General features: G+C 36.1%; 19 protein-coding genes and 2 riboswitches. Of the genes, 9 read left to right on the top strand and 10 right to left on the bottom strand.

The features are described 5' to 3' along the window. Window positions 1-29 precede the first annotated feature (29 nt). Window positions 30-131, top strand: a riboswitch (purine riboswitch). A gap of 331 nt (window positions 132-462) precedes the next feature. Further along, on the top strand, window positions 463-1998 hold the full coding sequence (gene guaA, locus D9782_RS09495; protein WP_121604613.1) for a glutamine-hydrolyzing GMP synthase: 1536 nt from the start codon (window positions 463-465) through the stop codon (window positions 1996-1998). 508 nt (window positions 1999-2506) lie between these two features. Here guaA and D9782_RS22855 read toward each other — a convergent pair. The 5 genes from D9782_RS22855 to D9782_RS09510 form a co-directional block, all read right to left on the bottom strand. Beyond that, window positions 2507-2650 carry a hypothetical protein gene (locus D9782_RS22855; RefSeq protein WP_162986365.1) on the bottom strand — a complete coding sequence of 48 codons (144 nt, stop codon included), beginning with the start codon at window positions 2648-2650 and terminating at the stop codon, window positions 2507-2509. Window positions 2651-2674: 24 nt separating this feature from the next. Next, window positions 2675-3652 carry a methyltransferase domain-containing protein gene (locus D9782_RS09500; protein ID WP_240455852.1) on the bottom strand — a complete coding sequence of 326 codons (978 nt, stop codon included), beginning with the start codon at window positions 3650-3652 and terminating at the stop codon, window positions 2675-2677. Then, window positions 3580-3732, bottom strand: a complete 153-nt coding sequence (locus tag D9782_RS23550) for a hypothetical protein (RefSeq protein WP_240455870.1) — start codon at window positions 3730-3732, stop codon at window positions 3580-3582. The genes D9782_RS09500 and D9782_RS23550 overlap by 73 nt, the downstream gene beginning before the upstream one ends. Before the next feature lie 18 nt (window positions 3733-3750). After that, complete coding sequence (locus D9782_RS09505; protein ID WP_026679871.1) at window positions 3751-4635, bottom strand: permease; 885 nt, start codon at window positions 4633-4635, stop codon at window positions 3751-3753. A gap of 89 nt (window positions 4636-4724) precedes the next feature. Next, the gene (locus tag D9782_RS09510; protein ID WP_026679872.1) at window positions 4725-5045 is read right to left on the bottom strand and encodes an ArsR/SmtB family transcription factor; all 321 of its coding nucleotides are present in this window, start codon (window positions 5043-5045) and stop codon (window positions 4725-4727) included. 429 nt (window positions 5046-5474) lie between these two features. Here D9782_RS09510 and D9782_RS23950 point away from each other — a divergent pair, with 429 nt between their 5' ends. From D9782_RS23950 to D9782_RS09525, 3 genes are all read left to right on the top strand, one after another. After that, complete coding sequence (locus D9782_RS23950; protein ID WP_026682869.1) at window positions 5475-5735, top strand: hypothetical protein; 261 nt, start codon at window positions 5475-5477, stop codon at window positions 5733-5735. Window positions 5736-6210: 475 nt separating this feature from the next. Next, complete coding sequence (locus tag D9782_RS09520) at window positions 6211-6477, top strand: hypothetical protein (RefSeq protein ID WP_121604614.1); 267 nt, start codon at window positions 6211-6213, stop codon at window positions 6475-6477. A gap of 333 nt (window positions 6478-6810) precedes the next feature. Beyond that, entirely contained in the window at window positions 6811-7041 is a 231-nt protein-coding gene (locus D9782_RS09525; protein WP_026682866.1) for a hypothetical protein, read from the top strand. Between the two features lie 250 nt (window positions 7042-7291). Here the strand turns inward: D9782_RS09525 and adhE are convergent, their stop codons facing one another. Both adhE and D9782_RS09535 read right to left on the bottom strand, forming a co-directional pair. Then, window positions 7292-9886 carry a bifunctional acetaldehyde-CoA/alcohol dehydrogenase gene (adhE, locus tag D9782_RS09530; protein ID WP_121604615.1) on the bottom strand — a complete coding sequence of 865 codons (2595 nt, stop codon included), beginning with the start codon at window positions 9884-9886 and terminating at the stop codon, window positions 7292-7294. A 55-nt stretch (window positions 9887-9941) separates the two neighbouring features. Beyond that, window positions 9942-10172 carry a hypothetical protein gene (locus D9782_RS09535; RefSeq protein WP_121604616.1) on the bottom strand — a complete coding sequence of 77 codons (231 nt, stop codon included), beginning with the start codon at window positions 10170-10172 and terminating at the stop codon, window positions 9942-9944. Window positions 10173-10413: 241 nt separating this feature from the next. Here D9782_RS09535 and D9782_RS23795 point away from each other — a divergent pair, with 241 nt between their 5' ends. The 4 genes from D9782_RS23795 to D9782_RS09550 all read left to right on the top strand — a co-directional run bounded on the left by D9782_RS23795 (window position 10414) and on the right by D9782_RS09550 (window position 15945). Further along, window positions 10414-10539 carry a hypothetical protein gene (locus tag D9782_RS23795; RefSeq protein ID WP_255637608.1) on the top strand — a complete coding sequence of 42 codons (126 nt, stop codon included), beginning with the start codon at window positions 10414-10416 and terminating at the stop codon, window positions 10537-10539. A 326-nt stretch (window positions 10540-10865) separates the two neighbouring features. Continuing rightward, complete coding sequence (pflB, locus tag D9782_RS09540) at window positions 10866-13121, top strand: formate C-acetyltransferase (RefSeq protein ID WP_121604617.1); 2256 nt, start codon at window positions 10866-10868, stop codon at window positions 13119-13121. A 279-nt stretch (window positions 13122-13400) separates the two neighbouring features. Continuing rightward, window positions 13401-14150, top strand: coding sequence for a pyruvate formate-lyase-activating protein (pflA, locus tag D9782_RS09545; protein ID WP_121604618.1), 750 nt, complete (start codon window positions 13401-13403; stop codon window positions 14148-14150). 165 nt (window positions 14151-14315) lie between these two features. Next, window positions 14316-14416, top strand: a riboswitch (purine riboswitch). A 194-nt stretch (window positions 14417-14610) separates the two neighbouring features. After that, window positions 14611-15945: an NCS2 family permease gene (locus D9782_RS09550; RefSeq protein ID WP_026682861.1), complete on the top strand. Its 1335-nt coding sequence runs from the start codon at window positions 14611-14613 to the stop codon at window positions 15943-15945. A 757-nt stretch (window positions 15946-16702) separates the two neighbouring features. Here D9782_RS09550 and D9782_RS09555 read toward each other — a convergent pair. Continuing rightward, window positions 16703-17878 (bottom strand): MFS transporter, encoded by a 1176-nt coding sequence (locus D9782_RS09555; RefSeq protein ID WP_121604619.1) that lies wholly within the window; start codon window positions 17876-17878, stop codon window positions 16703-16705. Between the two features lie 75 nt (window positions 17879-17953). After that, window positions 17954-18481, bottom strand: a complete 528-nt coding sequence (msrA, locus tag D9782_RS09560; RefSeq protein ID WP_121604620.1) for a peptide-methionine (S)-S-oxide reductase MsrA — start codon at window positions 18479-18481, stop codon at window positions 17954-17956. Between the two features lie 91 nt (window positions 18482-18572). On the opposite strand from msrA, the gene D9782_RS09565 reads away from it, so the two are divergent. Beyond that, window positions 18573-19280 (top strand): MOSC domain-containing protein, encoded by a 708-nt coding sequence (locus D9782_RS09565; protein WP_121604621.1) that lies wholly within the window; start codon window positions 18573-18575, stop codon window positions 19278-19280. Window positions 19281-19376: 96 nt separating this feature from the next. On the opposite strand, the gene D9782_RS09570 is transcribed toward D9782_RS09565, so the two are convergent. Continuing rightward, on the bottom strand, window positions 19377-19829 hold the full coding sequence (locus D9782_RS09570; protein WP_240455835.1) for an Hsp20/alpha crystallin family protein: 453 nt from the start codon (window positions 19827-19829) through the stop codon (window positions 19377-19379). Window positions 19830-19953 lie beyond the last annotated feature (124 nt).

Below are 19953 nucleotides of genomic sequence, written 5' to 3' on the forward strand. Positions count from 1 at the left end.
GATGGTTAGTAGAATAGGAACATAATTATAGTAATATCAATATCGCCGTTCGTATATCCTCGATAATATGGTTCGAAAGTTTCTACCGGAGCGCCGTAAATGCTCTGACTATGAAGGCAGAAGATCGGAATAATGTATATTTCTGGATTTCTGTCTTTTTGCAGATAAGGGATAGTAGTTATTAAAAGCTATCCTTTTCCGCTATTTGTAGCTGTGCGCCTCTACGTAGTATCGAATCGGATACAGCGTACAAAGCTAGCTACTGGTAGTTTTTATTTGCATGGGGTAGGAATCCAGTTTTCATTATATGGTAAAAATGTATATTTTTGCACATGGGTGTAGGCAAAGTTATAGAATAGCCTTAAAAGCTTCTTTCACTTTTTTATATTCATGTATTCCATCATAAAATCAGGAGACAACTAGTAGGCGAGCGGAGAAAAAATATAGATAGGAGCTATGCACATGGACAACAGCGAAATGATTTTAGTATTGGATTTTGGCAGTCAATATAATCAGCTCATTACTAGACGAATTAGAGAGTTAGGCGTATATAGTGAATTACATTCACATAAGCTTACAGCGGCAGAAATCAAGGAAATGAACCCAAAAGGAATTATTCTTTCTGGGGGACCGCATAGTGTGTATGATGAAAACAGTTTCCGATGTGATCCGGAATTATTTGAATTAGATATTCCTATCTTAGGAATTTGCTATGGAATGCAGCTAATGGCTCTACACTTTGGTGGTCAAGTGGAAAAGGCAGTTAATCGTGAGTATGGAAAAGCACTTATCGACTTAAATGGCGACCCTATTCTATTTAAAGATTCACCAAAGCAACAAACAGTTTGGATGAGTCATGGAGATAAAGTCAAGCAAGTGCCTGAGCAATTCACTGTTGATGCAACGAGTTCTTCTACACCAATTGCAGCAATGAGTCATCCAGAGAAGGCATTATACGGTGTTCAGTATCATCCGGAGGTACGCCATTCTGAATACGGCAATCATTTACTAAAGCAGTTTGTTTTTGATGTGTGTCAAAGTACAGGCAACTGGACAATTGAAAACTTTATTGAAATGGAAGTAGAAAAAATCCAAGAAATAGTTGGAGATCGCAATGTCTTATGTGCGTTAAGTGGTGGGGTTGATTCATCAGTCGTAGCTGCTTTAATTCACAAAGCAATTGGTGACCAGCTGACGTGTATTTTTGTAGATCATGGTCTACTTCGGAAAAATGAAGCGGATGATGTGATGAAAGTATTTGCTGATGATTTTCATATGAATATTATTAAAGTGGATGCGAAAGATCGATTCCTATCGAAGCTTGAGGGTGTAGATGATCCTGAAAAGAAACGTAAAATTATTGGTAATGAATTCATCTATGTATTTGATGATGAAGCCGCCAAGTTAAAGGATATGGACTTCCTTGCTCAAGGTACGCTTTATACAGATATTATTGAAAGTGGTACGGAAACCGCACAAACGATTAAATCACACCATAATGTTGGTGGATTACCAGAAAATATGCAATTCGAACTAATTGAGCCATTAAATACATTATTTAAAGACGAAGTTAGAGAACTAGGCTCTCAACTGGGAATTCCTGATCGTATTATTTGGCGTCAGCCTTTCCCAGGACCTGGATTAGCTATCCGTGTTTTAGGAGCAATTACAGAAGAAAAGCTAGAGATCGTCCGTGAATCAGATGCCATTCTACGAGAAGAAATTGCTAAAGCTGGATTAGATCGTGATATTTGGCAATATTTCACTGTCCTTCCTAACATCCGTAGTGTAGGTGTTATGGGTGACGCAAGAACGTATGATTACACTATTGGTATTCGTGCTGTAACCTCAATAGATGGTATGACATCTGATTGGGCACGTATTCCTTGGGACGTTCTAGAAAAAGTTTCAACAAGACTGGTTAATGATGTACAGCACATTAATCGCGTTGTGTATGATATTACTTCTAAGCCACCAGCAACCATTGAGTGGGAATAATTTTAGGAGAGCTAGAAACCTTTGTCTAACAAGGGTTTTTGGCTCTTTATATTTTATGGCACACTTTGAAAAGTGGTATTTATCTATTGGTTGCTGCTGGAATGTTCAATTTATGTATCATTGCTTGTCTTTAGATTAATAATGTTGCTTAGTTTGAGTATAGGCCTTTATGCAATTTCTTAGTTAGGGTAATATTTATGAATCTTTTTTTGCTGTGTCATTTAAGGAACCTTTTTAGTTGGAAAAACAAAGGATACATGGGTACTTATTTTATTGCAGTGTAACTAGTTGTAAGACTTCCACCTCAAGAAATAAGGAAACACTTCATTTCTAAGTGAGAGATTTAACAGCCGGTAACAGCCTATTCGATATTTGCTCGAACCTACCCAGCTACTTAAAATGGTCATTTCCAGTACTTCTTATTTAGGATTAGGTATGCATGTTATATTAGAGCATCTCCATAATGTGGAAAAAGGAAGCATAAAATTATGCTTCCTTGAATTACTACTTAGCAACAATTATTATTATTTTTCTCTTTTTTAGCTTCTGATTCATGCTCGTTTTCTTTACTGTCTTCAATTTGCACAGAGCAACATTCTTGTTGTTTCGGCTTTAATTTAGAGATTGCTTTTTTAAAGCTGCTTTTTTCCAATCTTATCACCTCCTTCTAAAGAGATTAACAATTACAAGTGGATGCACAACATTCATCATCATTGCTGATGTGGTGTTTATCTCCATCTATAAAATCAAAAAGTTGTGAGTATGGTTCCTTTTTCAATATATTAAAAGTTTTTTCACATACATAAGTTCTTTCACCTCTTTGATAAATGTGATCATCGTCATCTTCGATATGTTTAAATGGCCCTTTATAAATGACAGATTGCCCCTTATCAAGACAAGCTCCGTCTTTTCCTTTGTATGCTGTAACTGTCATGCTTCTAAAATCTATGTCTTTAATTGTTGTCCATGTTTCCATGCGTTTATCAATGGTAATACCATAAAACCCTGCATTTTCGAATGCAGTTATAAATTTCTTTTCTTCCATTGCTCCCGAATAGCAAGCACTCCATAGATTTTCATCCTCTCTCAATTCCTGTGGAACTTCCGTATTTGAAACAATATCCGATATGACAGCTTTGCCACCTTTCTTTAAAACTCTATATATTTCATTAAATAATTGCTCTTTTTCTTTAGTTGAAACAAGGTTTAACACACAATTGGAAATAACAACATCTATGCTATTATCTTTAATCATTGGAAAGCTTTCTTCTAAATGAAAGATGTAATCGTTAATTGAATTAAAATCAGTTAGACTAGCTACTGGATTTTCTTTTATATACTCATCTACCTTATTTAAGTCTAATTTCAAGTTTTGAATCTTCCCTTTATGAAAAATGACATTGTCATAACCTAGAGTATCAATTATTTCCCGTTGATATTTTTTAGCAAGGGAAAGCATATCATCATTCATATCTACACCAATGACTTTTCCAGTTTTCCCAACAATTTGAGATACGATATAAGGAACTTTTCCACCTCCACTACCTAAATCTAAAACGGTGTCTCCTTCTTTAATTTTCCCTAAAGGATCTCCACAACCATAATCTTTTCTATAATTTCCTCTGGTATAATCTTGAGGTACTTCGTATCGTATTCTACAGGACAGCAAAGATTTTGTTCATGATTAATAGCAGCATTACCATAGCGCTTTATAACTGAAAATTCCATACTCATATACTGATCACCTCTCCTTTAAAAAATTAGATTTACGATGAGACCAGTTGCCATAGCTACAATTAAAATAGCTGCTATAAATGCAACTAATAGTTTCTTTTTAAATAACTTAGATAATAAGGCAACTTCTGGGATGCTAGCCCCTGCTCCTCCAATAACTAAAGCAATAACTGTACCCATTGACATTCCTTTTGAAACAAGAGCTTCTGCTATAGGTAACATCGTTTCTGGTCTGATATACATTGGTATGCCAATAAGCGAGGCGATGAAAACAGAGAAAATGCCGTCACCACTTGCATACTTCGTAATGAACTCAGTTGGTATGAACCCATAAATAAAGGCACCTATGAAAACACCAATGAATAGATAAGGAAGCATTGGGTAAAGAAATGCCCATGCGTCATTTAATGCTTGCTTTATTCTAGATCCTTGTTTATTACTAAAGAACCCATCACCTTTTACTGTTACTCCTTTATATGAATCTAATAAATGTAATTTTGAAAATATAAATCCAGTTAATATGCTAAAAATACTTAGAACAACAATATACACAATTGTGATTTGCCATCCTATAAGAGCCCATAACATAAATACAACTACTGGATTCATTAAAGGGGACGCGATAAGGAAACTCATAGCAGGCCCAAATGGAACGCTTGCATTTAATAATCCTGCCAAAATAGGTATCGTTGAACATGAACAAAATGGTGTTATTGCACCAAAGAATGTTCCTAACACATAATTAACGGCATTGTTTGGACGATTTAATAATCTTTTTATTTTTTCTTCTGATACTACTTGTTGGATTAAACTAACAATAAAACTGACAGCTATAAACAACGCAAGCAATTCAAAGAATAGCATGAAAAATGTTTGGATAAACTCTAAAATTGTATCTGACATTCGTATAACTCCTCACTTTTATAAATCAAATAATTTTGATTAATAAATCAATAAAATTTGATTTATTGAGTAGATAAGTAAGACACTTGTTAAAAGATCTTACAACAAGTATCTTCGGTTAAAACAAGCTGTATTTGTTCTTCATTAATTCTATAATAATTCCATGTTCCATGCTTTTCTGAAATCAGTATATTGGCATTTACTAATTTTTTTAGGTGATAAGAAAGTTTAGATTGTTTTAAATCTAATTTTTCTTCTAAATCACAAACACATAAGTTTTTATGAGGACTTTTATTAATTTCGTTTAAAATCTTAAGTCTTATTCGATCAGCTAAGGCGTTAAACATATTCTCATAAAAGTCGAGAGCTTCATCATTGCTTAATTCTTTTACATTTTTAATTCGTTCCATATTTTTCACCTCGCTTATAAATCAATTTTTTTTGATGTATAAAATGTAAATCAAACTTACAAATTTGTCAATACTTAATCCTTAAAGTATTCCTAAAGCTAGTACAAGATTAGCTTTAGGAGGGGAGATTAGAGATGAAAAGACAAGAGTTAACGAAAATCATAGATTATAAATTATACTTTACATCCAACAGCAAGTAAGTCAGACATGGAGAGCTTTTTGCAACCAAACGGTTAATGGGACATCAGTTGTAATTTGGAGAGCAGCATACTTTCTGATTAAAAATAAGAAGAATCGGAGCAACGTTCAAGCAACTAGCTACGATATCATTTCCATAAAATGGTACGCAATGAATTGCGCGTTCTTGGATCATGGAATGCTCTATAAGCGCCTTTTCCAGGAAAAGAATGGAATGCAGCCTTACACTATATGAGTACAGGTCAACTAAATGTAAAACCGTTGATCTCTCATAGACTCGAACTGGAAGACGGTCCTGAAACCTTTCATCAAATAATAAATAGACTGGTTGACTTGGTAAAGGTAATCATTCAACTAGGAAAAGGCAATTGTAAATGGGGAAGTGCTAGGGAAAAAAGAGTTCAAAACTATTTCAGCTATCATTTTTTAAATACGAATGTGTATTGTATTCAAACGAAGAATGAGGCATTTACATGTTTTCTATTTCATTAACGATTTAGTTCAAATTTTCGTTTTGATTTTTCGAAGTATATGGGACATTCCACCCCAACCACGGATTAGGAGATACAAGCCTTCGTTTTATTGATATTGCTAAATATGAAAGAATACATTTATAATAGAGTGTATTAGAAGAATAAGGAATAATTAGGAAATAATGTTCGTGATAGGAGGGAAGTATTTTTAAATACAACATTGGATTTCCAATACTTTTGTTTGTTACTATAACATTAAAGCAATTCTTCTTTAATAATTATATTAATTGGATAGATAATATTGGCCTTTCCATTTTAGTATTTTTATTTTATAACTTTTGGGAATGGTCAAAAAAATCATATCAATGGCATAAAGATAAAAACTAGAATAGTAGCTTAGCTTTTAGCAAATACGTACTGGTGCAAACAGAATTGTGTCTGTATTATTTAAACTGTCCATTACACTTAATAAGTAGTATCAATGAGGTGGTAATATGAAAAATAATAGGTTAAAGAAGTTTATCTTTTTAGGTTCATTTTTAGGAATTATTGGGTTATTATTAATTTTTTTTAGTAATAGTATGGGAATGGCTTTCGGGGATGGTTGGCTGGTAAAGTCTGATTATGCTGACTCCTCTATATATAATTTTCAAGTAAAAGCAAATACAAATAAGTTTTTAGTAATAGGTGGTATCCTTTTTGGAATTGGCCTTACTACAGTTCTACCTAGTTATTACAAGGAATTACATAATAAAGAATAGAAGAAATGCTGTTTTTTTAGTACCACTATGCAGCGATCGGGCGCTTTTCAGAACACGGAAGGCGTTTTTTATAGTCTTGGAAATTATAAAATTTGCCCGTGTAGTGTTGAGTCGCGTCCAGCTCCAGGGAATCGCCCTAATCTAAGTCATCATCGGCTCGCAAGCTACCGAGATTCCTTTATTTCCGTTGACTCGCCCTAGTCACTACGTTTCTAATCGAGCGCTTACGCTTTTGTTCCTTTTTTGGTTATTTTATCGAAACATGAAACATGGATCCAAGTTAATACGTATTGTATGATGCATGCAAAAATATAAATAGCAAGGATTGATTTTATGTTATGGATAATTACACAAAATAAACAAAGCTTGATGAATGTAAAAGAAGTTACTGTCAATGGAAAAAAGATAGAAGGGATCATTGGCAGTGCGAGTTTGGATGAATGGAGTAAAGTTTTGGGGAAATATGAATCAAACGAAAGAGCTGTAGAAGTTCTTGATCAAATAGTTAGGAAACTAGAAGAAAGTAATGGTATCTCAGTGACATTTACGATGCCTAAAAATTAAACACGTATTCAAATAAAAGAGCGTAATTCTTGAAGTGAGAATAGTGCTCTTTGTGTTATGAGGACCATATTGTTAATCAAGCTTGTTAAATACTATTGGTTTTCATAATCGAATATTAGCTGAATGCGTATTCTCTAGTTAAATGTCTGATTGGTTTAAGGGCCTTGGGTCATACCCTTGTGGTACTAACAATCAGTGGGGAAAACAAAACCCCCACTGATTGAAGTTTCACTCTATATTTTAGGAGAAACTACCCTTTATACGCATTGCGATATACTTCAGTTAACTCCTTAACAAGTGGCAATTTAGGGTTAGTTATTGTACATTGATCTTCGAAAGCACGGTCTGCAAGATAGTTTACTTTTGCTTCGAAAGCATTTTTATCTACGCCATTTTCTGCGATACTCATTGGAATGTCCAATTCTTTTGCCAATTTATAAATAGCTTGAACTAGGCTTTCAACGCCTTCTTCTGTTGTGCTTGCAGGCAATCCTAATATTTTAGCAATTTCGGCATAACGTTTGTCAGCAATAAAGTATTCGTATTTAGGAAATGACACAAACTTCGTTGGTTTTTTCGCATTATAGCGAATAACATGCGGCAAAAGTATCGCATTGGCACGACCATGCGCAATATGGAATTCTGCCCCTAGTTTGTGTGCAAGACTATGGTTAATACCTAAGAATGCATTTGCAAATGCCATTCCAGCAATGGTAGAAGCGTTGTGCACTTTTTCTCTTGCTAATGCATTGTTACCATCTCGATAAGCTTGTGGTAAATAATCAAAGACAAGCTGAATGGCTTTAATTGCGAGCCCATCTGTGTAGTCATTTGCCATATTAGAAACGTAAGCTTCGATCGCGTGTGTTAAAACGTCCATCCCAGTGTCAGCTGTTACTGTTTTAGGAACAGTCATCACAAATTGTGGATCAACAATGGCTACGTCTGGTGTTAATTCATAATCTGCTAACGGATATTTTACATTGTTTTCTTTATCTGTAATAACAGAGAAAGAGGTGACTTCAGATCCAGTACCAGAAGTGGTAGGAATTGCAACAAATTGTGCACGTTGACCTAGTTCTGGATATTTGTATGCACGTTTACGGATATCTAAGAACTTTTGTTTTAAACCATTAAAGTCTGTTTCTGGATATTCATGGAATAACCACATTCCTTTGGCCGCATCCATTGCTGATCCACCACCAAGCGCAATAATTACATCTGGTTGGAAGTTATCCATTGCAGTAGCACCACGTATAACCGTGTCTTTTGATGGATCTGGTTCTACATCAGAGAAAATTTCGCAGTGTACATAATCTGAACGTTTACGTAAGTGATATAGGACTTTATCAACATATCCTAATTTAACCATCATGGGATCTGTTACGATAAATGCTTTAGAGATCCCAGGCATTTTTGCTAAATACTGTACTGCATTCTTTTCAAAATAAACTTTTGGTGGAATTTTGAACCATTGCATATTAACATTCCTTCTCGCCATTTTTTTTATGTTAATTAAATGCGTTGCCCCTACGTTTGTCGATACAGAGTTTCCGCCATAAGAACCACATCCAAGTGTTAAAGATGGCAAATAAGCATTGTAGATGTCACCAATTGCACCTTGAGAAGAAGGAGCATTGACAATAATACGTCCTGCTTTCATTCTTCTCCCAAACGCATCTATGGTTTCTTTATTTTCAGAATGAATAACTGCAGAGTGTCCTAAACCACCAAATTCAAGCATTTCTTCTGCACGTTTAAATCCTTCTTCGTTATTGTTTACTTTATAAGCTGCGAGTACTGGACTTAATTTTTCATGAGAAAGTGGATGGTCCGGTCCAACACCTGTTAATTCAGCTACAAGAATTTTTGTATCTTCAGGTACTTTAACGCCTGCCATTTCAGCAATTTTTACAGGCTCCATACCAACAATGGAAGGGTTAACGGTGCATGTGTCGTTAATAACAAGTTTTTCTACTTTTGCTTTTTCGGTAGGGCTTAAAAAGTAAACCTTGTTATCAATCATTTCTTGTTTTACTTGATTGTAGATTTCTTTATCAACAATAATTGCTTGTTCTGATGCACAAATCATACCATTGTCAAATGTTTTGGAAAGAATAACATCATTTACAGCACGTTTAACATTAACGGACTTTTCGATATAGCAAGGAACGTTACCAGGACCTACACCTAAAGCAGGTTTACCAGAGCTGTATGCTGATTTAACCATTCCAGGCCCACCTGTTGCCAAAATAGTTGCTATACCATCATGCTTCATTAATGTTTGTGTCCCCTCAATAGATGGATTTTCAACCCATTGAATACAATTTTGGGGTGCACCAGCTTTTACTGCTGCATCATACACAACCTTAGCTGCAGTGGAGCTGCATTTTTGTGCAGATGGGTGGAAAGCAAAAATAATAGGATTTCCTGTTTTAATAGAAATAATGGATTTAAATAATGTTGTTGAAGTTGGGTTAGTTACTGGTGTTATCCCAGCAATAACACCAATTGGTTCAGCGATTTCTACTATACCTTCATGGTCGTTCTCGCTAATTACACCAACTGTTTTATCATATTTTATATTATGATACACATATTCGGTTGCGAAAATATTTTTAATGATTTTATCTTCATATATACCACGTCCAGTTTCTTCAACAGCTAATTTCGCAAGTTGCATATGTTGGTCTAATCCTGCAAGCGCCATTTCCTTAACGATGTTATCAATTCGTTTTTGATCTAGATTTTTCATTTCTGTTAGTGCTTCTTGTGCATTTTTTACTAATTTGTCAATGCTCTCTGTAACAGTTGTTGCTTGTTTTTCTTCTAATGTTGTAACCATTAGAATACCTCCTAATTTTATATGTGAAATACTGAGCATGTTATCTCAAAAAAAATTAATGCATTACTGACGGATTACGGGGTACTTTGACAAAAGAAATATCTTTAAAAATACGCGTGTTTGGCTTGATTACCACAACATAATGCTTCGTCCAAATATAATTTGGTGTGTCTTGATTTTCTTCAAAACACATAGCTTCAAATGCATCACCGACTTGTTGTTCAAAGCGTTCTTGTGTGTAAGATTCAGCGTCTGTGCTAAACTCTTTCCACTCGTTTAGAATCATATTTTATCCCCCCTTCGCATTTTCTGATTTCATCATAACATCTATTTAGGATTACAAAATAACGGATTTGTGATAAAAATGTGAAAAAATCACATATAGACAGAAGGATTCTTTTTGGAAGAGGAATACAAACATGATTATGTGACATCTTTAATCGCTTCCCAGTAAAAGAATCAGTTATATTGATCCCGCATGTAACTGGCAGTAAGTCCCCACCTCAAGCAATGAGGAGAAACCAAGTATGGATAAGTGGTGGGTCCAGCTGTCAGTAAATGTCCGATTGATTCGGGCCTACACGGAAGTAGGTCACAAAGGCGTTGCTACAGGACGTGGTGAATCAAGCCTTTGTACGTATATATTTCAGTAAAAACCGGATGGAAGTTTCTCTCTATCTGTATTAGTTTTAAAGTGAGAAATATTTAAACAGTGTATTTCAGTCAATCTGCACATTAATATAAATCCTTTTGTAATTAGATTGAATCATTACTATATCAATATTTTATAGGTGTACTTATCATGTATTTTATTGGCATATTTGCTTATGCTAGAATTTGAACATTTTTAGAACTTTGATTATAACAGGTCAAAAATGTGATGTTTTTCACTTTTTTTTATGTACGAAAAGGTATAAACTTAAATTAAGATATATTTGTGAAATATTTCACAAATAGAATCAATGAGGAGGTATAGGAAATGAAAGTAGCAGAAGAAGTTACACAAAGAGTTCCTTGGGATGGCTTCCGTGAAGGTAGATGGCAAAAGGAAATTGATGTCAGAGATTTTATTTTGAAGAATTTTACGTTGTATGAAGGAAATGAAGCATTTTTAGCAGCTCCTACTGATGCTACAAAAGCATTATGGGACAAAGTAATGGAATTAACCAAAAAAGAACGCGAAAACGGGGGAGTATATGATTTAGATACGAAGATCGTATCTACCATTATTTCACATGGCGCAGGGTATCTGGACAGAGACCAAGAAAAAATAGTTGGTGTCCAAACAGATGAACCCTTCAAACGTTCTTTACAACCCTTTGGTGGTATTCGTATGGCAGTAGCTGCTGCAGAATCGTATGGATATAAAATTGATGATGAAGTAGTAAAAACATTTACCGATTACCGAAAAACGCATAATCAAGGTGTATTCGATGCATATACACCAGAAATTAGAACAGCAAGAAAAGCTGGAATTGTAACTGGTTTGCCTGATGCATATGGACGTGGACGTATCATCGGTGACTATCGTCGTGTTGCATTATATGGTGTGGATCACTTAATTGCGGAGAAGAAAAAAGAACTTGATTTAATTGGTAATGGAACCATGACAGATGATGTTATCCGTGATCGTGAAGAAACTTCAGAGCAAATTCGCGCCTTACAGGAATTAAAACAACTTGGTAAAGCATACGGTTTTGATATTGCAAAACCGGCAATAACTGCACAAGAAGCTTTCCAATGGTTATATTTTGGTTATCTTGCTGCTATTAAAGAACAGAATGGTGCTGCTATGAGTCTTGGTCGTGTATCTACATTCCTAGATATTTATATAGAGAGAGATATTAAAAATGGTGTTATAACAGAAGAAGAAGCTCAAGAATTGGTAGATCATTTTGTTATGAAGCTACGCCTGGTGAAATTTGCAAGAACACCTGAATATAATGAATTGTTCAGTGGAGATCCAACTTGGGTCACAGAGTCATTAGCAGGTATCGCGGAAGACGGTCGCCCGCTAGTTACAAAGAACTCTTATCGATTTTTACACACATTAGATAATTTAGGACCAGCACCAGAACCAAATTTAACTGTACTATGGTCTACTAAATTACCTGATAACTACAAAAAATACTGTGCTAATATGTCTATCAAAACGAGTTCCATTCAGTATGAAAATGATGATTTAATGCGCGAACATTATGGTGATGATTATGGTATAGCATGCTGTGTATCTGCTATGCGTATCGGTAAGCAAATGCAGTTTTTTGGTGCACGTGCAAATCTTGCAAAAGCACTGCTTTATGCCATTAACGGCGGAGTGGATGAAAAATTAAAAATACAAGTAGCTCCAAACTATGCACCAATCACTTCAGATTATCTTGACTATGAGGAAGTAAGAGAAAAATATGATACCATCTTAGATTGGTTATCAGGGCTATATGTAAATGCGTTAAATATCATTCACTATATGCACGATAGATATAGCTATGAACGAATTGAGATGGCACTACATGATCGCGAGGTATTACGTACGATGGCATGTGGTATTGCCGGACTTTCAGTTGTTGCTGATTCATTAAGTGCGATTAAATATGCACAAGTGAGAGCGATTCGCGATCAAGATGGTATTGTCGTTGATTACGAAATCGAAGGAGACTTCCCTAAATATGGTAACAATGATGATCGCGTAGACGAAATTGCGGTAGATGTAGTGAAAACATTTATGAACAAAATCAAAAAACATCACACCTACCGAAATTCTGTTCATACGCAGTCTATTCTTACGATTACTTCTAATGTTGTATATGGTAAGAAAACTGGAAATACACCAGATGGACGTAAAGCAGGTGAACCATTTGCGCCAGGTGCTAACCCACTTCACGGTCGCGATAAAAACGGGTCTCTCGCTTCTTTAAGCTCAGTCGCTAAAATGCCATATGAATATTCCATGGATGGAATTTCTAATACATTCTCGATCGTGCCAAAAGCATTAGGTAAAGATGAAGAAACTAGAAAAGCAAACTTAGTTGGTATGTTAGATGGTTATGCTGTAAAGCATGGTCACCACTTAAATGTTAACGTGTTTGATCGAGAAACATTACTGGCTGCAATGGAACATCCAGAAGAATATCCACAGTTAACTATCCGTGTATCTGGATACGCAGTTAACTTCATTAAATTAACAAGAGAACAACAAATGGATGTAATTCATCGTACGTTCCATGAAAGTATGTAAAATAAAGTGAGCTTCCATTATTGTAGGATTACGGATGATGGGGCTGTGGTAAAGAGGTTGGGACATAGCTGAAATGGTTCCTTAAAAGACGATCATCCAGAATATACGTAGACATCTCCGTTTGGTGAACCACTCCGTGTGATTTGCCGCCCACGGAAAGTGGCGTATATTTCTGGAGCAGTGTCGTTGCATCGAGCATCATTTCTAATTGTTCGTTCCCCCCTTCATGCGAACTTTTTGTCCCAGCCCCTTTAAAATCTAGCAAGGAGGGCGAGTAAGATGAACGGACGAATTCATTCAATAGAAACGTGTGGTACCGTTGATGGACCTGGTCTACGATATGTAATATTTACACAAGGGTGCTTATTACGTTGTAAATTTTGTCATAACCCTGACACGTGGAAAATGGGAGATGGAAAAGAAATGTCAGTAGAAGAATTAGTAAAAGACATTAAAGATTATCTCCCATTCTTCCAAGCTACTAATGGCGGAGTAACTGTAAGTGGTGGAGAGCCGTTAATTCAAGCTGACTTTTTAGTTGAATTATTTACGGAGCTAAAAAAGCTAGGAATACACACTACTATTGATAGTTCCGCTGGCTGCTTTAGTCGCTCTCCACGCTTTATAGAGACTTTAGATAAATTATTAGAGGTAACAGACTTAATTTTATTAGATTTAAAGCATATTGATCCAGTCGAGCATAAAGAATTGACTGGCATGTCAAATGAACACATTATTGATATGGCCAGATATTTAGATCAAAAGAATATTCCTGTCTGGATTCGTCATGTTTTGGTACCTGGTGGTAGTGATAATGATGAATATTTGCAGCGGTTGTCTGATTTTATTGCCACTTTAAATAATGTGGAAAAAATTGAAGTATTGCCTTACCATAAGTTAGGTGTATACAAATGGGAAAACCTTGGTCTTGCTTATCCGCTTGAAGGTGTCGAACCACCGACAGCAGAGCGGGTGAAGCATGCAGAAGATATATTAAATCGATCTTATTTAATGGTAACCAAGCAATAAAAAATAAGTTCTATCAATCTAATAGTAATAGTAGATGAGAAAATTGACATGATAGTGTTTTAACATCATCTGCATGCTTGAATTTGAATAATCGAACGAAAGATGTCTGGAATTTATTAACGTTCGCATTTTGTTGACATTTATTGAAATTGATCGTATGATTATCCTAGGTTTTAATGATAAATGCGTATAATTTCGGGGATATGGCCCAGAGTTTCTACCAGACCGCCGTAAATGGTCTGACTACGCAAAATGTTTATGAATGAAGAACTTATTCTATGATTATTTTTGTTATTTTACGAAAAACATTCATCTCATTTTGCATAGTAAAAGAGCGCTCATTTGGTCATATGACGATAGAGCGCTCTTTTGTTGTCTTCACCTTTTCATGAAACGTGTATGGTGATTGCAGGAGTGGTCTTCCCCGAATAATGTGTCAGTATATGAAGGGGGAAGAATTGTGAAGAAGTTTTTTCGTTTTGAGGAGTTACGTACGAATTATCGTACAGAATTTATGGCAGGATTAACGACTTTCTTGGCCATGGCGTATATCCTCTTTGTAAATCCCTCTACGTTAGCTCTTGTTGGGATTGAAGAATTACCTGATGGCGTAACACGTATGGATCAGGATGCTGTGTTTGCTGCTACTGCAATTGCAGCGGCAGTAGGATCGTTGTTTATGGGAATTATAGCTAAATATCCAATAGCATTAGCGCCTGGAATGGGCTTAAATGCATTCTTTGCGTATACAGTTGTTCTTGGTTATGGGGTTCCATGGGAAACTGCACTTGCGGGAGTGCTGGCATCTGGACTTATTTTTATTGTACTTACGTTAACAGGACTCCGCGAAAAAATTATTAATGCCATCCCGGCGAACTTAAAATTAGCTGTTGGAGCTGGTATAGGTTTTTTCATTGCTTTTATCGGTTTTCAAAACTCAGGTATTATAGTTGGTAATGAGGCAACCTTACTAGCATTAGGTGATTTAACTTCTCCAACCGTCTTACTGGCTGTATTTGGGATTGTCGTATCTGTAATCCTAATGGCTATTGGTATAAGAGGTGGGATCTTCTATGGAATGATTATTACAGCTATTGCTGGGATGGTTGTTGGACTGATTGCACCTCCGACGGGAATTGATGGTATCGTTGGTCATGTGCCAAGCCTTGCCCCAACGTTTGGTCAAGCCTTTGCACATTTCGGGGATATTTTTACACTACAGATGCTAGTTGTGATTTTAACGTTTCTATTTGTTGACTTTTTTGATACTGCTGGAACTTTAGTTGCTGTAGCAAATCAAGCTGGATTAATGAAGGATAATAAATTGCCACGTGCTGGTAAGGCGTTATTTGCAGATTCAGCAGCGACGGTTGTAGGAGCCACAGTTGGTACTTCAACGACTACATCTTATGTTGAGTCAACAGCAGGAGTAGGAGCTGGGGGTCGCTCTGGTTTCACAGCTGTTGTGACGGCATTATTTTTCCTATTGGCATTGTTTTTTTCGCCTTTACTAAGTGTCGTTACATCAGAGGTTACAGCACCAGCATTAATCATCGTTGGTGTGCTCATGTCTTCTGCGTTAAAGGATATTGAATGGGATCAATTTGAAATTGCAGTACCGGCATTCCTCATTGTGATTGCAATGCCGCTAACGTATAGTATCGCAACTGGTATAGCTATTGGCTTTATTTTCTATCCGATTACGATGCTTCTTAAAGGGCGTGCCAAAGAAATACATCCAGTTATGTACTTCCTATTTATTATTTTTATTCTGTATTTTATTTTCTTAAGCTAATTTATAATAAGGATAGGATTATTCAAATAAAAAATTGGAATACAAGTGAATGCTGTGGGAAGTGTAATAGCGTGAATTCGGTGTTTCTGTACGTATTTGTACAGACGGATTTTTCCACGAGGAGCGCGGGTGTATTCCAGATGTAGCTAAGGAGCTGTTCGTTTGGGACAGCTCCTTAGCTTGTAGAGAAACTCTTGTGTTTACAAGCATTACTCACTACTCACGGGTAGGTTGAGCCTGAGACAAAAGAATGAAGAAATGATAAAAAACGAATGCTAATTAGTTGTAATTAATTATCGTTCGTTTTTTGGTCGGAATCATTCGTTTAGCACCTGAAATAAGCGAGATTCCGGCGGGAACAGCACGTGTCCGAAGATCCACTTGGTAACGTGTTTTTCTTTACCAAGTTAGCTGAGGTGTGCCCGCGGAAAGTGCGTATAGTTTCACGGTGCGGCGATATTACTCCTATTGATAACATGATTATTCGTATTTTGAGTAAAGAAGTTGTGTTTTGTCCCAGTCTCAGTCTTTGTGATGAAAGATGGAGAATGATTCCTGTTGGAAAAATGGGCGATCCGATTCTCATAAGCTGTTAGTACTTTCTGTATGAACGTAAAACTATGTGTTTTTTTGCATAGAAAAGCTCCTCTTAAGACAGATTATATTTTTTATACTGTCTAAAGGGGAGCGTATCATTTCTCCAAAGCTTCTTTTTTGATTTTCAGCACAGTTCATGTAAACGTAGCATTGTGTAATGCTAACGATCTTGTTGATGAACATAGGCTTCTTTTCCAAATGGCATGATATGATAAAGTGTAATGAGAATAGTACCTATTAATGCTAGACAGCCCATTCCGAAATATAATGTTCCACCGCCTGAAGAATCGATGATGGCACCCCCAAGTAGTGAACCGATAATTCCTGATAACCCAAAGAAAGTTGCAAAAAAGACAAGGTGACCTGTAGATTGTAATAATTTTGGTATGAGCCTAGAGATATAATTAAAGGATGCTAAGTAAAAGGTACCGAACGTTAATCCATGCAAAAATTGTAGGCTGATAATCTGGATCGGGCTGTCAGCAGCACCGTAAATAAACCAACGAATGCTATATAAGATTCCTGCAATGATAACAAATACAAGTGGATGATACTTTCGGAACCAGAAGCCAGCAGTTGCGAAGACAATGGCTTCTGTCACTACTCCAACAAACCATGCTACACCAACTAATCCTTCACTACCGCCTAGCTGTTCTATATATAAACCAATGAAGCTATCATTGGAACGGTGTGTAATGCTCAAAAACATAATAAATAGAAGGAAGATAACAAAAGGCTTACTTTTGACTATTTCGCTAACATCCTTCAGTTGGATTGGATCAGATTCAACCTTTACATCAGTTAGTTTAAACGTAACGATTAATGCAACCATTCCAAAAAATAAATAAGGAATAATCATGTATTGAATTCCAACTCTAGTGAGAATTTCTCCAATAATAAGAGAAGAAGTAGCAAAACCAACTGAGCCCCACCAGCGGATCGTACCAAAGGACACTCCGAGTTCATCTGCTCTGCGCTGGGCTAAGCTATCGCCGAGCGCACCAATTGGTGTAACGAAAAAATAAAAGATTGCACCCATTAATAGAATGGCTAGTAACGTATCCATTTGAAAGAATAGAATACTGGTAACGAGCAGGCCAATAATGCAAATCTGGATAATTCGTTTAACGGTTTTGTGTTTATCACTCATATATCCCCAAAATGGCTGAGCAAAGATAGATGCTAGTGGTCCAACAGCTAATACATAACCAATTTCAGTACCGTTTAATCCCTTGTATTTTAGATATAAAGGTAAGTAACTCAAAATAATTGTATTTGTCGCATGAAAGGCAAACAATAACATTTTTAATGGTGTTAACGAATGTGAATTAGACAACGATCTCTCTCCTGACTTGAATAAAGCATAATGAATCATTTACAACGTGGACGAATTTGTTGGGGAATAAAACAATTACTTTCTCCAAACATGCTCTATAAATTCATCTCTTCCTGATTTTAAACGGTCTTCCTTATATGCAGTCTCATTTTTCCGGTTATAATCTTGGTGGTAATCTTCCGCTGCGTAAAAGCTAGATGCAGGAAGTAATTTGGTTACAATCGGTTTATTAAATTTCCCACTTTTAGATAGCTTTTGTTTCGACGCCTCCGCAGCCTTCTTTTGTTCTTCATTATGATAAAAGATAGCTGTACGATAGGAATCTCCACGATCATGAAATTGTCCTCCATCATCAGTGGGGTCAATTTGCTGCCAGTATACATCTAAAATGGTTTGATAGCTAATAATAGATGGGTCAAACGTTATTTGTACTGCTTCATAATGACCGGAATCTCCTGCCTTTACATCTTCGTATGTAGGATTAGGAAGATGACCACCTGTATAACCGGAAATTACTTGGTCAACACCTTTCCATTGATCGAATGGCTTTACCATACACCAGAAGCATCCTCCTGCAAAAGTCGCCTGTTGTTTGTTTGACATCTATATCCCTCTTTCATCATTTCTATTCCCAAGTGGACGTATTTTAAGTAGAATAAAGTTACTATACCATATTTAACAAGTGGGTGATAGAATGGAAGAACCATATATTCATAAACTTTTTACTGGAAAAGTAAGGGAGCTTGGTACCGCTGATGCTAGTAATTGGGCGGAACGATCTTGGCAGAGCGGTATGTTTAAGGAACCCATCGATCAGAAGATTTGGTTAGGAAAGACGGGATTAGCAGGAGATGAAGTCGCTGATAAGAAAAATCATGGAGGACCTGAAAAAGCTGTTTTTGCTTATCCAATTAAACATTACCAATTTTGGCAAGAGGATTTACAAATAAATACAATCGAAGCAGGTGCGATGGGAGAGAATTTTTCGGTATTGGAAATGGATGAATTTTCCGTATTTATTGGCGATACATATAAAGTAGGAGATGTTATTCTGCAAGTATCACAGCCACGTCAACCTTGCTGGAAGCCGGCGCGTCGCTTTCAAGTTAAAGATTTTGCCTTGCGAATTCAACATAGTGGGCGAACAGGCTGGTACTTTCGAGTATTGCAAGAGGGCTTTATCCAGGCTGGTAGTGATATGGAATTAATAGAACGACCATATCCACAATGGTCTATTGCAGCTTGTAATGAAATTATGCATGTATATAAAGAAGATCTACGAGCTGCGGATGATCTTGCTCAATGTGATTTACTTGCGGAAAATTGGAAGAAAACATTATATAAGCGATTAAGGGGAATACCTTCTTCCGTTGATAAACGAGTATTTGGTCCGAATCAGTAATTCATGTTGAAATGCCACACTTTTATCGGTGACTTTAATGATAAAAGTGTGGCATTTTCATGCTAAATTAGTAGAGGTAATCTTTCATTATGTGATCTAATTATCTTCCAGCACATGGACATTTACTCTGTTTTTCCTACTTGTCTCGGAAATAAGCCGATGTAGTTGGATGAATACGAGACCGTTTTTATACGTTGCTTTTATTTTATCTGAACGAACTGGAAAAGGAAGAGAGATTCTTCTTTCAAAAACGCCCTGCAGTATTTCCTCTTTTATTTTAATACCAAAGGAATTATCAATATCAATTGTTCCTCGAAGCTCTAATGTGGAGTAATCAACATAAACATCAAGCTTATCTAAGTCAACTAGCCCTGGGATGTTAGCAACACAAAATAATTCATGATCCGTTTGATAAAGGTTAATTTGTGGAATAGTAGGTTTTATAATACCTTCAAATTCATTCCAAAAGTTTTCGCCAAAAAAGTGATCCATGTTCTTTTTCCAATCCGTCATTTGTTGAAAAGGATCCATAACTTCACCTCGCTTCATGGTTAAAAAGTATGTGTAATGAAATGTCTAGCTACGTCCCAAATTACTATGCAGACGCAGCGCCCATGTTCTTACATTAGCCTATGCGGAATAATATAAATGAGTGAAACAAACATGAATGATA

The sequence above is a fragment of the Virgibacillus sp. Bac332 genome (genome assembly GCF_003667785.1).
GTDB classification, from domain to species: Bacteria; Bacillota; Bacilli; order Bacillales; family Amphibacillaceae; genus Virgibacillus; species Virgibacillus salarius.